Raw genomic sequence first — 15,672 nt, forward strand, 5'->3', positions numbered from 1 at the left:
TGCCACCGGTTTTTCAATTCACTCTAGGAGATGGGGATGGGACTATTTGATTCCGTACTGAGCGCCGTGGCGCAAAACGGTGGCTCCGGCGGCCTGCAAGACATCATGGGAATGGTGCAAGGCAACCCGCAGCTCATGCAGTTGGCCAGCCAGTTGCTTGCAAATGATGGCAGCCTTGGCGGTTTGCAGGGTTTGGTCAGCAAATTCCAGGAAGCGGGCCTCGGCGATGTGGTGGCCTCGTGGATTGGCAGCGGTGCCAACCAGCCGGTCTCTGCAGACCAGTTGACCCAAGTGTTAGGGGGCGACGCCCTGTCTGGCTTCGCGCAGCAGTTGGGTTTGAATTCCGGCGATGTGGCAGGCCAGCTCTCCACCATGCTGCCCGGCTTGGTGGACAAGCTCACACCCGGAGGCACATTGCCAACCGGAGGCCTGGGCAACGCGGGTGATTTGCTGGGCTCTTTGGGCGCACTGCTCAAGGGCTGATTCGCAGCAACACAAGAAAAAAGGCTCCCTGTTGGGGAGCCTTTTTTGTGGGCGGTAGCCGCCTCGCGCAGATGTCTCAGTGAAGCAGAGCCGAGATATCGCTGAACTGCTCGGGGTCCGGCGCGGTGTCGATGAGTTGTTGGGCGTCCAGTCCCAGAAAGTTCATGACATCTTGTGGCGAGGCTGCGATGGCCGCCTGCACCTCCGCCAGCGTTTTGCTTTGGTCGGCCCACAACGCGCCCAAGTGCACTACGGCACAGAGTTTCGACGGGGCCGCCGCAGCCAATGGGGCAGCGCAATGGGTCAGGGCGTGCACCACCTCGTCGGGGAAGTCCCAGCGACGGGCGATTTCGCCAGTGATTTCACCTTCGTGGTGCCCGACCAAGCGCTGTTCGCGGGCCCAACGCTCACCGGGCTCGCAAGGTTTGGCTTCTAAATCAGCGATCACCGCTGGGGTGTGCAAAGCCACCAGGAGCTCGCCGAGCCGCAACATGGTCGCAGTCAGCCAGGCTTGCTGCTCGTCCAGCTTGAGTTGATGGGCCAAAAATTTGGAGTACCCCGCGCTCACCATGCTGTAGCGCCAGAATTCCAGCCGGTTAATGCCATCCGGCAACTTGAAAACCTGCGACATGCAAATGCCCAATGCGCGCGCCCGGATCTGCGCCATGCCAACCACGCTGACCGCGTTGTCGAGGGTGGTCACGCTGCGGGACAGGCCGAACAGCGCACTATTCGCCATGCGCAGCAGGGTAGTGGTGAGTGCAGGGTCTTTGGCGATGATGTCACGCACGGTGACCACATCGGCATCGTCGTCGGTGAGGGTGCGGATCAGCGCTTGCGCGACCTCCGGCATCACCGGAAGTTTGACCGCTTGGATAAAGGTGTTGATGTCCGCCATGAAAGCTTTTTGTAGTGGGCTGCCCTCCGCGAGGGAATCGCGGTTCACCCCTTCAGTTTATATCCGCAATACGCATGAACGGAGCATGACTGGCATAAAGGTTTGCGTGCTTGGCACACGTAGCGGCCGTGCAAAATCAGCCAGTGGTGCGCATCGACCAAATAGCGGGCCGGAATACGCTTGAGGAGCTTGAGCTCGACTGCCAAAGGCATTTTGCCCGGTGCAAGGCCAGTGCGGTTGCCGAGCCGGAACAAATGGGTGTCAACCGCCATGGTGGGTTGCCCGAATGCCACGTTGAGCACCACATTGGCCGTTTTTCGGCCCACGCCGGGCAGGGCTTCCAGTGACTCGCGGTCGGCAGGCACCTCGCCGCCATGTTGTTCGACCAACATGCGGCAGGCCTCCATCAGGTGTTTGGCTTTGCTGCGGAACAGGCCTATCGTTTTGATGTGGTCTTCAAGACCCGCAATACCCAGATCGATTATTTTCTGGGGTGTGTTGGCCAAGGCAAAGAGCCGTCGGGTGGCCTTGTTCACCCCCACATCCGTGGCCTGCGCCGACAAAAGAACAGCTGCCAACAACTCAAACACCGAACTGAACTCCAGTTCAGTCTGGGGGTGAGGGTTGGCAGCTTGTAGCGTGGAAAAAAATTGTTCGATCTGGGCAGGTTTCACAGACTGGTCACATTGATGAAGTTTTCTTGCGCCGGGAATTTGGCGTGCAGCCATTCATTGTCCAGCATCAAGGCAGTGACCACCTCGGGCGGCAGTGTGTCGATGACTTCCGGGCCGTTGTGGTCGGTCTCGGCCATCAAGCCCGCGAGGTGCACCACGCCCGCCAGTCGTGAGAAACCATTGGGGGTGACCGGGTCGGCAGACTGGGCCAGCGCCTGAACAATCTGGGGCGGGAAATTCCAGCGCCGTGCCAACTCCGAGGTGATCTGGCCTTCGGTAAAGCCGACCAGGCGGGCCTCGCGTTGCCAGCGTACACCGGGGATATGCGGGAGTTTTTCGATCTCTTGCAACACTGCGGGCTCCGCCTGCACGATGAGCAGCTCGCCCAAGCGCAGCATCATGCCGGTCAACCAGGCTTCCTGGCCGTCCATGCCCAGGCCCACGGCCAGCCACTGGGAGTAACCGGCGCACGCCATGCTGGTGCGCCAGAATTCTTTGCGGTCCAAGCCTTCGATGATCGGAAACGACTCAGAAAGGCAGGCGCCCAGCGCTAAAGTACGGACTTTCTGCATACCGACCATGGTGATGGCGTCGTCCAGCGAGGAGACGCCGCGCGGCAGGCCAAACTGGGCACAATTGGCCAGTCGCAGAAGTTTGGCCGAGAGTGCCGGATCCTGGCTGATCAGGTCGCGGATCTCCGGTATCCCCACATCGTCGTCATTGAGTGACTGAATGAGGGCGTGTGCAACCTCAGACATCGAAGGTAATTTGACGGATTCAAAAAAGGCTGCAAGCTGCGTCATGGTGGCTCCTGAAATGAATAAATGACCGGGACACAGACACAATCTACCTGTTTTCTGGTGGTTTGAAAATCTGGTTTCTTGCTAATTTTTAATAATTTTTTGTTTGAAATGTGAATTTAAATATGCTATTCGCTGATCGCCTGAACAATGTCGAAACGTCTGCCATTCGCGAGCTTTTCAAGCTTTTGGGCAAGCCCGGCATCATCAGTTTTGCCGGTGGCTTTCCGGATCCGGCCCTGTTCGATGTGGAAGGCATTCGCGAGTCCACCGACGCGGTATTGAAAAACAACCCCGGCCCGGTTTTGCAATACGGTGCCACTGAAGGCTACCAACCGCTGCGCGAAGGCATCAGCCTGCACATGGCCGGCAAAGGCGCCACCGTTGCGCCGGATGGCCTGATCGTCACCACCGGTAGCCAGCAAGCGCTGGACCTGATCGGCAAGACCATGATTTCCCCCGGCGACAAGGTCATCATGGAGGCGCCAACGTTTCTGGCCACGATCCAATGTTTCAGGCTCTACGGCGCGCAGGTGATCGGTGCTCCGATCGATGCCCATGGGGTGGATGTCGACAAGCTCGAAGCCCTGATCGAGGAACACAAGCCCAAGCTGGTGTACTTGATTCCGTCTTTCGGCAACCCGAGTGGCGCCATGCTGAGCCTGGAGCGCCGCAAACGCATTCTCGAAATCGCGGCTCGCACCCAAACCCTGGTGGTGGAAGACGACCCCTATGGCGAATTGTTCTTCGACCAGGCGCCCCCGCCCAGCCTGTTGGCCTTGAGTGACTCGGTCCCCGGCAGCCGCGAGTGGCTGGCGCATTGCGGCTCGTTCAGCAAGGTGCTGAGCCCGGGTCTACGGGTGGGCTGGTTGATTGCGCCGCCGGCTTTGTTGGGCCGCGCCACCATGTGCAAACAATTCAGCGACGCGCACACCAGCAACCTGACCCAGGCCACCGCCGCCCATTACCTGACGCTCAACCGCCTGCCGACCGCGCTGGCTGCTGTGCGAGCCACCTACGCCGAGCGCGCCCGCGTGATGGCAGCCCGCCTGCAAGCCGAGTTGGGCGATGCGATTGCTTTCGATGCGCCACAAGGCGGCATGTTTTTCTGGGCGCGGCTGACCGGAGCCAACAGCAAGCCGACCCACGCAGGCGACTTTGCCAAACGGGCGATCGACAAGCTGGTGGCTTTTGTACCCGGGGCCCCGTTTTATGCCCATGACCCGGATATGACGACGCTGCGCTTGAGCTTTGCCACAGCTGATGTTGCCAAGATTGAAGAGGGTATTGCCCGCTTGGGCCAGGCGCTGTAAGACGCTTTGAGGCGCCCGGTTCACGAAGATGCTGACGCTGACGCCGCGCTGCGGTGTCAGCCGCCGGGTCAGTACTTGAAGAGCTTGTGGACCGCAACAACGCCGGGGTAGTCACTGAGCTGAACGCTGAGCTCCCCGCGGCTGATGATCACGCTTTTCACCGTCTGGCGCACCCCGTTGTATTCGACCAAGTCGCCCGCCTTGAAAGTGGGTGTGTTGCTTGGCAGATAGGGCGCACCGCTATAGCGCGGGCGTCGGTAGCCCGGCATGCGACGGCCGACTTCATCAAACTCCTGGCCCCAGGTTTCGAGCGCTTTGCCCATGGCGGTTTGCATTTCCGGCGCGGTGAATGGCTTGCGCAGCTGAAACATGGCACCGAGCGTCGCCGCGCGACTGCCGAGTGCGCTGCTGAGCTCCATACTCATCAGGGCCCAACGCAGGCCGGGCAGGCGCGCTCGCAAGGTCTCCACCAGTTGAAGGCCGGTAGTTGCCTCGCGGCTGAAGCAGTCAGTGAGCACAAAGTGGGGCTCGATGTCATTGGCTAGCGCCAATGCGGACTCTGCGGAGGCTGCGGTATGGATCCAATTGGCTTCAAACCCATAACCCACGATCATTTTTCTGGCGAAAGTGTGGAGGGCGGGGCTGCTGTCAGCAACCAAAAAGCGTACGGCGGACATACAGTCGGGGGGTAAAAAAATGCAGCGGCCTTGATTTTATGTGGCGCTGCACCATTTCTCTGGAACATCGCTGTTTCTTTCTTACCCCATTGCCCAACGCACCCATTTGCTATGACCCCAACCACCCTCAAAATCGACTTTGTTTCCGATGTGTCTTGCCCCTGGTGCGCCATCGGGCTGCAATCCCTTGAAACCGCGCTACAGCGCCTTGATGGCGAAGTGGCGGTACAGATGCACTTCCAGCCTTTTGAGCTCAACCCGAACATGGTGCCCGAAGGTGAAGACATCACTGAACACTTGAGTAAAAAGTACGGTTCTACCCCCGAGCAAGCCGCCGCCGCCCGCGAGAACATCCGCGTTCGTGGCGAGGCACTGGGGTTCACCTTCAACATGGACAAGCGCGCCCGCATCTACAACACCTTTGATGCCCACCGCCTGCTGCACTGGGCTGAAGACACCGGCTTGCAAACCGCGCTGAAAAAAGCACTGTTCAAGGCCTATTTCACCGATGGCAAAGACCCAAGTCAGCACGCGGTGCTGGTCGAAGCGGCCGAGTCGGTTGGCCTCTCCGGTGAGGAGGCCCGCGCTATTCTGGCGGGAGACGACTATGCAGACTTGGTGCGCGAGCAGGAGCAGTTTTATCTCAGCGCGGGCATCAACTCGGTGCCGGCCGTGGTCATCAATGACAAGCATTTGATCTCGGGTGGCCAGCCGCCCGAAGTGTTTGAGCAAGCCCTTCGGCAGATCGCGGCCGGCTGATCTGCGCGCTATGGGCAGCCACTTATTCACCGCCGATCGCCGCCGCCTGCTGGCCCTTGCAGGTGCGAGTGCTGCCGGCCTTTGGTTGCCAGGCAGCGCCCGGAGCCAATGGAGAACCAGCGGTGACCCTTTTGCGCTCGGAGTTGCCAGCGGGTCGCCCCGGCACGACGGCGTTGTGCTCTGGACCCGGTTGGCAGCGGACCCTGCCCAGCCCGGCAGTTTGCGGGAGTCTGTGGCAGTGCGCTGGGAGCTTGCCCACGACGAGGGCTTTAAGCGCATGGTGCAGAGCGGTACCGCAATGGCATTGCCCGAGTTGGGGCATGCGGTGCACGTGGAGCTCCAAGGGCTGGAGCCGGATCGGTGGTACTTTTACCGGTTTCAGGTGGGGCAGGCCAGCAGCGCTGTCGGGCACACCCGCACCTTCCCGGCACCGGTGGCTGTGGCCTCCCGGCTGCGGCTGGGCTACGCCTCGTGCCAGCATTGGGAGCATGGCTTTTACAGCGCCTACCGGCATATGCGCGCGGAGTCGCTCGATGCGGTGGTGTTTTTGGGCGATTACATCTACGAATACGGGGGCAGCAGCAAAGCGGTGCGCAAGGTGCCGAGCGCCGCCACGGTGACGCTGGACGATTACCGCGCCCGCTATGCCCTGTACAAAAGCGACCCAGACCTGCAAGCCATGCATGCGGATTGTCCGTGGATATTCACCTGGGACGACCACGAAGTGCAAAACGACTACGCGGGCCTTAACCAAGGCACCCACGGGCCGGAAGGTGTGGATTTCGCGGCCCGCCGTGCTGCCGCCTACCAGGCGTATTACGAGCACATGCCCTTGCGGGCCATTACGCTGCAAAAAGCCCTGCAGGGCGTGATGCAGCCGGGCAGCGAACTGCGGCTCTATGACCGTGTGGCCTTCGGCAATCTGGCCGTGCTGCACACGCTGGATGACCGCCAATACCGGGACCGGCAGGCCTGTACCAAGGCGGGTGCTCCGGGCTCCAGCACCGTGAACCCCGCGCAATGCGCCTCGTGGAGTGACCCGTCCCGCAGCTTGCTGGGCGCGGTGCAAGAGCGCTGGCTGGACCAATCGTTAAAAGCAGGTGGTGCGACCTGGAGCGTATTAGCCCAGCAAACCGTGTTCGGGCAGCGCGATTTCCGCCCCGGTGAGGGGCAAGTACTCAGCAACGACGGCTGGGATGGCTATGCGCCTGCCCGCAGCCGGCTCACCCAAGCACTTCAAAAATACCGCGTCAGCAACCCGGTGTTTCTGGGGGGCGATGTGCATGCCAACTGGGTCGGGCACGTCAAGGCGGACTACAGCCGCCCCGACAGTGCAGCGGTGGGCGTCGAGTTTTGCGGCACCAGCATCACCTCGCGCGGGGGCAGCAACGACGGAGCTGCTACGGTGCTCGCCGAGAACCCGCACTTTGTGTTCACCGACCGAGAGCGGCGGGGTTACGGGGTCGCCGAATTCACGGCCCGGCAGTTAGAGGTGAGTTTGCGGGTGGTGGATGACGTGACCCGCGTGGACAGCGGCATCAGCACACTGGCTCGCTTTGCGGTGGAACAGGGACAAGCCAAGCTTCACAACGCTTAGGCATCTAAAAGCTTTGCCACCAAGGCAGTGGTCAGTCAGCCAACACTTCCAGCAGGCGATCCAGCCCACCCTCGTTGATGGCCACCTGGGCTTGCGCGCGCACTGCAGGCTTGGCGTGGTAGGCCACGGAGAGGCCGGCCGCCCCCATCATTGGCAGGTCGTTGGCACCATCGCCCATGGCAATGCACTGCTCGGGGCGAATGTTCATCAGGGACGCTACCTCGAGCAGCGTGCGGCGCTTCTCTGCGCCGTCGCAAATCTCGCCCCAGCTTTGCTGGATCAAGCCCCCGGTGAGCGCGCCGCCCTCAATTTCCAGCGCGTTGGAGCGCATGAAGTCGATAGCCAGCAGCGCACACACGTGTTCCGCAAAGTAGGTGAATCCGCCGCTGACTAGCAGCACTTTCAAGCCGGCCTTCTGGCAGGCCGCGACCAAGGCAGCCGCGCCCGGGTTGAGTCGGAGTCGCTGGGTTTTGACGCCTTCCAGATCGGCCACTGTCACGCCTTGCAACAGGGCCAATCGGCGGCGCAGGCTGTCTTTGAAGTCGGTGATTTCGCCGCGCATGGCAGCTTCGGTGATGGCGGCCACCTCGGCTTTGCGACCCACGGCATCGGCGATTTCGTCGATGCATTCGATGTTGATCAGGGTCGAATCCATGTCAAACGCGATGAGCTTGTAGTCGCTCAAGCGCAGTTTGGCAGGCAGGTTTTGAACGACGAGGCCGGGAGTAGGTTCGGTGCTGGACATTGTTTTTGCTATCAATAGAGGAGCTTCTTGCGCAATGTAGTCGGGCGCTAGAGGCAAATTTGGTCTTTAAGCGGCTGCCGTTTCCACCTTGGGCTGACCCAGGGCGCGCAGGATATCGCGCACCATCTGGGCCCGGTCTTTGACTTCGGGCAGCTCGCGCTCAATGCGCAGCTTCTCGTTGCCGGCCAGCTTGATGTGCTTGTTTTTCTGGATCAACTCGATGATCTTGATCATCTCGATCGGCGGGTTCTTTTTGAAAGTGATGTTGATCACACCCGGTGCCGCATCGACCTTGAGCACGCCGTAGGGCTTGGCAATCACCCGCAGGCGGTGCACATCGATCAAGGTTTGCGCTTGCGCGGGCAGTTTGCCGAAGCGGTCCACAATTTCTTCCAGCAACGCATCCACCTGGTCGGTGTTTTTGGCGGTAGCCAGCTTTTTGTAGAACGACAGGCGCAAGTGCACATCGCCGCAGTAGTCGTCGGGCAGCAGGGCAGGGGCGTGCAAGTTGATGTCGGTCGTGACATTGAGCGGGCTCAGCAGGTCCGGCTCCTGGCCGTTTTTGAGGCAGCGCACCGCCTCGGACAGCATCTCGTTGTAGAGCTGAAAGCCCACTTCCAGCATGTTGCCGCTTTGGTTTTCGCCCAGCACCTCGCCGGCACCGCGGATCTCGAGGTCGTGCATCGCCAGATAAAAGCCGCTGCCCAGCTCTTCCATCTGTTGGATGGCGTCCAGGCGTTGTTGGGCGTGTTTGGTCAGGCCTTCCAGGTCGGGCACCATCAAATAGGCATAGGCTTGGTGGTGGCTGCGCCCGACGCGGCCGCGCAATTGGTGCAGCTGGGCCAGCCCGAACTTGTCGGCGCGGCTCATCACAATCGTGTTGGCACTCGGCACGTCAATACCGGTCTCAATAATGGTGGAGCACAGCAGCAGGTTGAAGCGCTGGGCTACAAAGTCGCGCATCACCGCTTCGAGCTGGCGCTCGGGCATCTGGCCGTGGGCCACGGCGATGCGCGCCTCGGGCAGCAGCTCCTCGAGCTTTTGGCGGCGGTTCTCGATGGTCTCCACTTCGTTGTGCAGGAAATAGACCTGTCCGCCGCGCTTGAGTTCGCGCAGCACCGCCTCGCGGATCACGCCATTGCCCTCGGTGCGCACAAAGGTCTTGATCGCCAGGCGCCGTTGGGGGGCGGTAGCAATCACGCTCAAATCGCGCAGGCCTTCGAGCGCCATGCCCAAGGTGCGCGGAATCGGGGTGGCGGTCAGGGTGAGCACGTCCACCTCGGCGCGCAGCGCCTTCATTTGCTCTTTGTGGCGCACGCCGAAACGGTGCTCTTCGTCGATGATCAAGAGGCCCAGGTTTTTGAACTGGGTGCTCTCAGACAGCAGCTTGTGGGTGCCCACCACGATGTCCACCGTGCCATCGGCCACGCCTTTGAGGGCAGCAGTGATTTCTTTGGCACTGCGGAAACGGCTCATCTCGGCGATCTTGACCGGCCATTTGCCGAAGCGGTCCACCAGTGTCTGGAAGTGCTGCTCCGCCAACAGGGTGGTCGGCGCCAAAAAGGCGACCTGCTTGCCGCCGGTGACGGCCACAAATGCGGCGCGCAGCGCCACCTCGGTCTTGCCAAAGCCCACATCGCCGCAGACCAAACGGTCCATCGGGCGGGGGGAGATCATGTCTTGAATCACGCAGTGGATAGCGGCCTTCTGGTCGGCGGTCTCTTCAAAGCCGAAGTCGTTGGCAAACGTCTCGTAGTCGCCCGCGCTGTAGCGGAACGCATGCCCCTCGCGTGCCGCTCGGCGGGCGTAGATGTTGAGCAGCTCGGCCGCACTGTCGCGCACCTGTTCGGCGGCTTTGCGTTTGGCTTTTTCCCATTGGCCGCTGCCCAAGCGGTGCAGGGGCGCCTCGTCGGCGCTCACGCCGGTGTAGCGGCTGATCATTTGCAGCTGGCTCACCGGCACATAGAGCGTGGCCTTGTCGGCATATTCGAGGTGCAAAAATTCTTGCAGCTCCGGTTCGCCCGCGGCGTTTTTGTTGCCCATGTCCATATGGATCAGACCGCGGTAGCGGCCGATGCCGTGGGCGCTGTGGACCACCGGGTCGCCGACATTAAGCTCGGAGAGGTCTTTGATCAGCGCCTCCACATCGCTGACCTGCTCCTGCTTTTTGCGGCGGCGGGTGGTGGGCCCGGCGGCAAATAGCTCGGTCTCGGTGATGAGGTCGATGCCCATCTCCAACCAGCTGAAGCCCTTGGTCAGGCCCGAGGTGGCGATGCCGATGGGCTCCTTGCTGTCCAGAAACCCTTGCAGGCTGTCAAAAGCCGGCGGGCTGAATTGCGAGGCCCGCAAAAAGTCCAGCAGGCTTTCGCGCCGGCCATCGCTCTCGGCCAACACCAGCAGGCGCTGCGGGGTGTTGCGGGCATGCTGCTTGAGCAGGGCCAAGGGGTCTTCGGTACCGCGCTGGACACCCAGCTCGGGCAAGGGGCCGAGCTCTGCAAACTCGGTGCCGTCCGCTTGCGGGCGAATCGCTAGCTGGGCGTGGGCATTGGCCTTGGCATAAAACTGCTCGGTCGCCAGAAACAGGCTCTCGGGCGGCAGCACCGGGCGCTCGGGGTCGCCGTGCACCAGGCGGTAGCGGTCTTTGGTGTCTTGCCAGAAACGCTGGAAGGCCGGCTCCAGATCGCCATGCAAGACCACGGTGGCGTCTGCCCCCACGTAGTCGAACACGGTGGCCGTGTCATCAAAAAACAGGGGCAGGTAGTACTCAATACCGGCGGTTGCCACACCCGCGCCGATGTCTTTGTAGATACGGCTCTTGGTCGGGTCCCCCTCGAGCAGCTCGCGCCAGCGGCTGCGGAACTTGGCACGAGCGTCGTCGTCCATGGGGAACTCGCGGCCGGGCAGCAGGCGCACTTCAGGCACCGGGTACAGGCTGCGTTGGCTGTCGGGGTCGAAGGTGCGGATGCTGTCGATCTCGTCGTCAAACAAATCCACCCGGTAGGGCACCAAACTGCCCATGGGGAACAGGTCGATCAACCCACCGCGTACCGCATATTCGCCGGGGCTCACCACCTGGGTCACGTGGCTGTAGCCGGCCAGGGTGAGCTGGCTTTTGAGCTTGGCCTCGTCGAGCTTTTGCTTGACCTTGAACTCAAAGGTGTAGCCCGCCAGAAAGCTCGGCGGCGCCAGCCGGTAGAGCGCGGTGGTGGCAGGCACGATGACCACATCGGCCCCGTTGTCCTTGTCGCGCTGGCTGATGCGCCACAGGGTTGCTAGGCGCTCGCTGATCAGGTCTTGGTGCGGCGAGAAAGTGTCGTAGGGCAACGTTTCCCAATCGGGGAAGAGGGCGCAGCGCAGGTCGGGCGCAAAAAACGCAATTTCCTCCAGCAGCCGCTGGGCGTCACTCGCATCGGCGGTAATCACCGTCATCGGCTTGCCCGCGGCCTTGTCGCGGGCACCGAGGCGCGCCAGCAACATGGCATCGGCAGAGCCGGTAGGGCGGGGCAGGGTGAATCGTTTGCCGGGGGTGAGCTTGGGGAGGTCCATGGGTCCAAAGTGTGCGGGAGAGGGCAGCCATCCAACGGCAGCCGGGGCACGATCACCCTGACAGGGCTGCGCGCAACAGCCGTGATTTTAGAATGGCAGGCTGCACCATGACCCACACCACGCCAATATCCCCCGCGCCGCACAGCGACCCGGCCTCCAAGGCCAGCCCGCAGTCCCCGTCCACCCCTGAGCCTATGGCAGTGACACCCCGTTTGTGGGCTCTGGTGCCCTGCGCGGGCAATGGCAGCCGCTCCGGAGCCGCGGGGCCCAAGCAGTACACCGTGTTGGGCCAAAAGGCCTTGGTGCTGCACACCCTAGAGGCCTTGGCGGCGGTAGACCGCTTGGCAGGCATTCAGGTGGTGGTGTCGGCAGGTGACCCGTTTTTTGACACTGCACCGCAGCCGCAGGGCGCTCCTGTTTTTGTAGCGGACTGCGGAGGCTCTACAAGGGCGGCCAGTGTGTTGAATGGTCTATCTGCCCTGCTGGCACAAGGCGCACAGCCTCTGGATTGGGTGCTGGTGCACGACGCCGCGCGTTGCCTGATCACCCCAGCGGATGTGAATCGCCTGATCGACACCTGCAAGGACGATCCGGTAGGCGGCCTCTTGGCCTTGAAGCTGCCCGACACCCTTAAGCAAGAGCAGGGCGGCCGGGTGGCTGCCACCCTGGACCGGAGCGACAAATGGCTGGCACAAACGCCGCAGATGTTCCACATCGGCGCGCTCCAGGCGGCCTATGTGGCGGCTGGCGACGCCGTCACCGACGAAGCCAGCGCCCTCGAATTTGTGGGCCAATCGCCCCGACTGGTGGACGGCAGCGCCCAGAATTTCAAAGTGACCTACCCGCAAGACTTCGCGTTGGCCGCTGCGGTACTCGCTGCGCGCGCTGGGCATTCACTATAAAAATAATAGCTACCAGCGCAATCTACACCTGCGCTAGTAGCGCTTTTGACTACGAAAGAGCAAACCATGAACATCCGCATCGGTGAAGGTTGGGACACCCACCAACTGGTCGAAGGCCGCAAACTCATTTTGGGGGGAGTGGAGATTCCGCACACCAAGGGCCTGCTGGGCCATTCCGATGCCGATGCCTTGTTGCACGCCATTACCGATGCCTTGCTGGGCGCCGCCGCCTTGGGCGATATTGGATCGCACTTTCCCGACACCGATGCGCAGTACAAGGGCGCGGACTCCACCGTGTTGCTGGCCAAAGTGGCGGCCGATGTGCGGGCGCTGGGGTACCAGATCATCAACCTCGACAGCACCGTAATCGCCCAAGCCCCCAAGCTCGCGCCTCATATCCAGGCAATGCGCGCGCGGATTGCTGAAGTGCTGGCGCTTGATATTGCGTGCGTCAACGTCAAGGCCAAAACGGCCGAAAAAATGGGGCCTGTTGGTGAAGGCCGGGCGATGGAAGCCCGCGCGGTGGTGCTGCTCAGCAAGTCCTGAGCGAGGCGCCGCCCAAGCTAAAAGCGGGTCGCGCGCTGCAGGCGCAAGTGGGCGGAGAGGCCGCCGGTGTTCGAGTTGGCCAGCTGAAAAGTGCCGCCCATGCGCTGCATGGTTTTCTCGACAATCGCCAAGCCCAAGCCCGCCCCGTTGGCGGCAGTGCGCGCTGCCTCGCCGCGAAAAAACGGCTGGGTGAGCTGATACAGCTGCGACGGGGCGACGCCGATGCCGCGGTCCCGCACTTTCATCAGCACCCATTTGTCCCGGGACAAAGCAGAGATACGGATATCGGCGATGCCGGTGTTCACCGATTTACCGTAACGCCGCGCGTTCTCCAGCAGGTTGGTAATCACACGGCCAAGCTCGACCTCATCGGCCAAGACGAGCAAGTCCTCTTCAAGGTCGACCTCGATTTTGACGTCCGGGAGCTTGCGCATCGAGTAGATGCAGCTGTCAATCACATCGCCCAGTACGACCGGGGTCAGCTTCACCCGGTCGGGTCGCGCGTAGTCCAAAAATTTGTCAATGATGGCGTCGAGCTGGGTGATGTCCGAGGCCATGTGGGCGCGGGCCTCCAGGTTGCTCACGCTCATCTCGGTCTCGAGGCGCAAGCGGGCCAGCGGAGTGCGCAGGTCGTGGGAGATGCCCGCGAGCATCAGGGCGCGGTCTTGTTCGATCTTGGCGAGCTTTTGGGCCATGCGGTTGAAGCCGATGTTGACCTCGCGGATTTCGCTGGTGTTGACATGCTCGTCGAGCTGACTGGCTTCAAAGTCCCCATCCCGCATGCGGCTGGCCGCAAAAGAAAGTTCTTTGAGCGGCCGGTTAATCAGGCCTGCGATCAGGGCCGCACCGGCGAGCGACAGCACAGCCGCTACGCCGAGCCAGATCAGCCAGGTGGTGCCGCCTGCGGGGTTGAACTTGGTCTGGTCGGTTTGCAGCCAGTAGTCGTCACCATCGATCACAAAGCTCACCCACAGCCCGGGCTGCCCGTTCATGCGGCTGGCCACGATGGTGCCTTTGCCCAATCGGCTGCCCAGTTCCGCGATCACGCGGCGGCTGAAGGCATCGTTGTCCCGCGACTCAAAACTGTCAGTGGTTTCGCGGGGCACGATCCGCAAGCCTTCTTCATCCTTCATGGTTTTGATGAGGGAGATACGGGCGATCCCATCCGCATAGACCAGCGCTGCCCGGCTCAGGTTCACTTGCGACGCCAAAAGCTGCGCCGTCTGCACGGCCCGGGGCTCAAACTCCAGTGAGCGCAGCGTCTGTAACCAGGCGAGGATGCTGCCGATCAGCAAAATCGACAGCAGGAAAAACGTGCGCCAGAACAGACTGACCGATGAGAAAGGCTTGCGCCAACCGCTGGACGGTGCCTCCCCCAGCTCAGCGGGGGCACTTGCATCAAAGTCGGGGATCTGGGTGGATTGCAAAGCGGGGTTCCGGGGTGGTGGGGCCGTTAGGTCGTGGTTTCTTCCGGCACAAAGACATAGCCCACGCCCCACACGGTTTGGATGAAACGGGGGGTGGAGGGGTCGTTTTCCAGCAATTTACGCAGGCGGGACACTTGCACATCGAGGCTGCGGTCAAAGGGCTCAAACTCGCGCCCCCGTGACAGCTGGGCCAGCTTTTCGCGCGAGAGCGGGATGCGCGGGTGCCGCACCAAGGCCTTGAGCATCGCGAATTCGCCGGTGGTGAGCATGATTTCCTGGTCGACTTTTTTCAGGGTGCGGGCGCCCAGGTCAAACACAAACAGGCCGAAGCGGACGATCTCGTTGTCACTCGAAGGTGCACCCGGCGCCTCTTGGGCAGGCCGGCGGCGCAGCACCGCATGGATGCGGGCCAGCAGCTCACGCGGGTTGAATGGCTTGCCAAGGTAGTCGTCTGCACCGACTTCGAGCCCCACAATCCGGTCGATATCTTCGCCTTTAGCGGTGAGCATGATCACCGGTGTCTGGTCGTTGGCCGCGCGCAGGCGCCGGCAGATCGACAAACCGTCTTCGCCGGGCATCATCAGGTCCAACACGATCAGGTCTGCGGTTTCGCGCAGCATCACCCGCGTCAAGGCCTTGCCGTCTTCGGCGGTCAGCACTTCGAAGCCTTCTTGCGTTAAGTAGCGGCGCAACAGGTCACGGATACGGGCATCGTCGTCCACCACCAGGATTTTGTTGGGTCGGTTGGTTTGGGTTTGCATGACGTCCTCAAATTTGTAACAGAGCAGATTTTGCGCGTTGACTTTTTGGAAAACCGCGCAGATGCGGCCCTCTTTGACACCGTGTTACAAATAAGGACGGATTCTCACGTATTTCCGCTGGGGCTCACGCCACCATTGGAATCTTATAAAGACGGAGGCTGAGTTCATGGTGCATCGGATGGTTTGGCTCATCGCGTTGGCAGGGTGTGTGTCCGGCGCCGCCGTGGCGCAAGTTCCAGCTGCAAACCCGGCGGCGCAGCCCCTGCAGGAATCCAAGCCCCCGGTGCAAAGCCGGGCAAACAAGCGCGAAACACTCAGAGCGGCCTTGCAGCAAACACCGCCGGTCGCCCCCGTGGGCACCCAGCGCATGACCCCTAACGCCAGAGACGAGCTAAGAGGGCAACTCAAAACCCAACCGGGTTTGTAGAGGGGTTTACCACTACCCACGGCCCCATGCCTTGACGTGGTGCACGGCCTATGCCATCGTCAGCCCGAGAGAAGCGTCCGTAAGAACCAAAAGCGAGGCCTCGCGGGTCGATAGCGC

Annotated in this window: 15 protein-coding genes; 7 read left to right on the plus strand and 8 right to left on the minus strand. The window is 61.7% G+C overall.

The window, feature by feature from the left end; translation table 11 throughout:
- Nucleotides 1–36: 36 nt before the first annotated feature.
- Entirely contained in the window at nucleotides 37–483 is a 447-nt protein-coding gene (locus RAE21_RS05645; RefSeq protein ID WP_313880512.1) for a YidB family protein, read from the plus strand.
- Between the two features lie 76 nt (nucleotides 484–559).
- Here the strand turns inward: RAE21_RS05645 and RAE21_RS05650 are convergent, their stop codons facing one another.
- The 3 genes from RAE21_RS05650 to RAE21_RS05660 are packed head-to-tail and all read right to left on the minus strand — an operon-like array spanning nucleotide 560 to nucleotide 2,858.
- The gene (locus tag RAE21_RS05650) at nucleotides 560–1,381 is read right to left on the minus strand and encodes an HDOD domain-containing protein (protein WP_313880513.1); all 822 of its coding nucleotides are present in this window, start codon (nucleotides 1,379–1,381) and stop codon (nucleotides 560–562) included.
- A gap of 44 nt (nucleotides 1,382–1,425) precedes the next feature.
- Complete coding sequence (nth, locus tag RAE21_RS05655) at nucleotides 1,426–2,055, minus strand: endonuclease III (protein WP_313880514.1); 630 nt, start codon at nucleotides 2,053–2,055, stop codon at nucleotides 1,426–1,428.
- Nucleotides 2,052–2,858, minus strand: coding sequence for an HDOD domain-containing protein (locus RAE21_RS05660; protein ID WP_313880515.1), 807 nt, complete (start codon nucleotides 2,856–2,858; stop codon nucleotides 2,052–2,054). The genes nth and RAE21_RS05660 overlap by 4 nt, the downstream gene beginning before the upstream one ends.
- Nucleotides 2,859–2,980: 122 nt before the next feature.
- Here RAE21_RS05660 and RAE21_RS05665 point away from each other — a divergent pair, with 122 nt between their 5' ends.
- Nucleotides 2,981–4,168 carry an aminotransferase-like domain-containing protein gene (locus RAE21_RS05665; RefSeq protein ID WP_313880516.1) on the plus strand — a complete coding sequence of 396 codons (1,188 nt, stop codon included), beginning with the start codon at nucleotides 2,981–2,983 and terminating at the stop codon, nucleotides 4,166–4,168.
- A 68-nt stretch (nucleotides 4,169–4,236) separates the two neighbouring features.
- Here the strand turns inward: RAE21_RS05665 and RAE21_RS05670 are convergent, their stop codons facing one another.
- Nucleotides 4,237–4,845, minus strand: coding sequence for a response regulator (locus tag RAE21_RS05670; protein ID WP_313880517.1), 609 nt, complete (start codon nucleotides 4,843–4,845; stop codon nucleotides 4,237–4,239).
- 111 nt (nucleotides 4,846–4,956) lie between these two features.
- On the opposite strand from RAE21_RS05670, the gene RAE21_RS05675 reads away from it, so the two are divergent.
- Together RAE21_RS05675 and RAE21_RS05680 are read left to right on the plus strand one after the other, a co-directional pair.
- Nucleotides 4,957–5,604 carry a DsbA family oxidoreductase gene (locus RAE21_RS05675; protein WP_313880518.1) on the plus strand — a complete coding sequence of 216 codons (648 nt, stop codon included), beginning with the start codon at nucleotides 4,957–4,959 and terminating at the stop codon, nucleotides 5,602–5,604.
- Nucleotides 5,605–5,614: 10 nt separating this feature from the next.
- Entirely contained in the window at nucleotides 5,615–7,201 is a 1,587-nt protein-coding gene (locus tag RAE21_RS05680) for an alkaline phosphatase D family protein (RefSeq protein WP_313880519.1), read from the plus strand.
- A gap of 31 nt (nucleotides 7,202–7,232) precedes the next feature.
- Here the strand turns inward: RAE21_RS05680 and serB are convergent, their stop codons facing one another.
- Entirely contained in the window at nucleotides 7,233–7,946 is a 714-nt protein-coding gene (gene serB, locus RAE21_RS05685; protein WP_313873120.1) for a phosphoserine phosphatase SerB, read from the minus strand.
- 66 nt (nucleotides 7,947–8,012) lie between these two features.
- Nucleotides 8,013–11,492, minus strand: coding sequence for a transcription-repair coupling factor (mfd, locus tag RAE21_RS05690; RefSeq protein ID WP_313880520.1), 3,480 nt, complete (start codon nucleotides 11,490–11,492; stop codon nucleotides 8,013–8,015).
- A 107-nt stretch (nucleotides 11,493–11,599) separates the two neighbouring features.
- Here mfd and ispD point away from each other — a divergent pair, with 107 nt between their 5' ends.
- Entirely contained in the window at nucleotides 11,600–12,394 is a 795-nt protein-coding gene (gene ispD, locus RAE21_RS05695; protein WP_428983984.1) for a 2-C-methyl-D-erythritol 4-phosphate cytidylyltransferase, read from the plus strand.
- A gap of 66 nt (nucleotides 12,395–12,460) precedes the next feature.
- Nucleotides 12,461–12,940, plus strand: coding sequence for a 2-C-methyl-D-erythritol 2,4-cyclodiphosphate synthase (gene ispF, locus RAE21_RS05700; protein WP_313880521.1), 480 nt, complete (start codon nucleotides 12,461–12,463; stop codon nucleotides 12,938–12,940).
- Between the two features lie 17 nt (nucleotides 12,941–12,957).
- Here ispF and RAE21_RS05705 read toward each other — a convergent pair whose 3' ends face one another.
- Together RAE21_RS05705 and ompR are read right to left on the minus strand one after the other, a co-directional pair.
- Nucleotides 12,958–14,367, minus strand: coding sequence for an ATP-binding protein (locus RAE21_RS05705; RefSeq protein WP_428983985.1), 1,410 nt, complete (start codon nucleotides 14,365–14,367; stop codon nucleotides 12,958–12,960).
- 26 nt (nucleotides 14,368–14,393) lie between these two features.
- The gene (ompR, locus tag RAE21_RS05710) at nucleotides 14,394–15,128 is read right to left on the minus strand and encodes an osmolarity response regulator transcription factor OmpR (RefSeq protein WP_313873116.1); all 735 of its coding nucleotides are present in this window, start codon (nucleotides 15,126–15,128) and stop codon (nucleotides 14,394–14,396) included.
- Between the two features lie 166 nt (nucleotides 15,129–15,294).
- Between ompR and RAE21_RS05715 the strand changes: the two genes are divergently transcribed.
- Nucleotides 15,295–15,555, plus strand: a complete 261-nt coding sequence (locus RAE21_RS05715) for a hypothetical protein (protein ID WP_313880522.1) — start codon at nucleotides 15,295–15,297, stop codon at nucleotides 15,553–15,555.
- Nucleotides 15,556–15,672 lie beyond the last annotated feature (117 nt).

The sequence above is a fragment of the Rhodoferax potami genome (genome assembly GCF_032193765.1).
Taxonomy (GTDB): Bacteria; Pseudomonadota; Gammaproteobacteria; order Burkholderiales; family Burkholderiaceae_C; genus Allorhodoferax; species Allorhodoferax potami.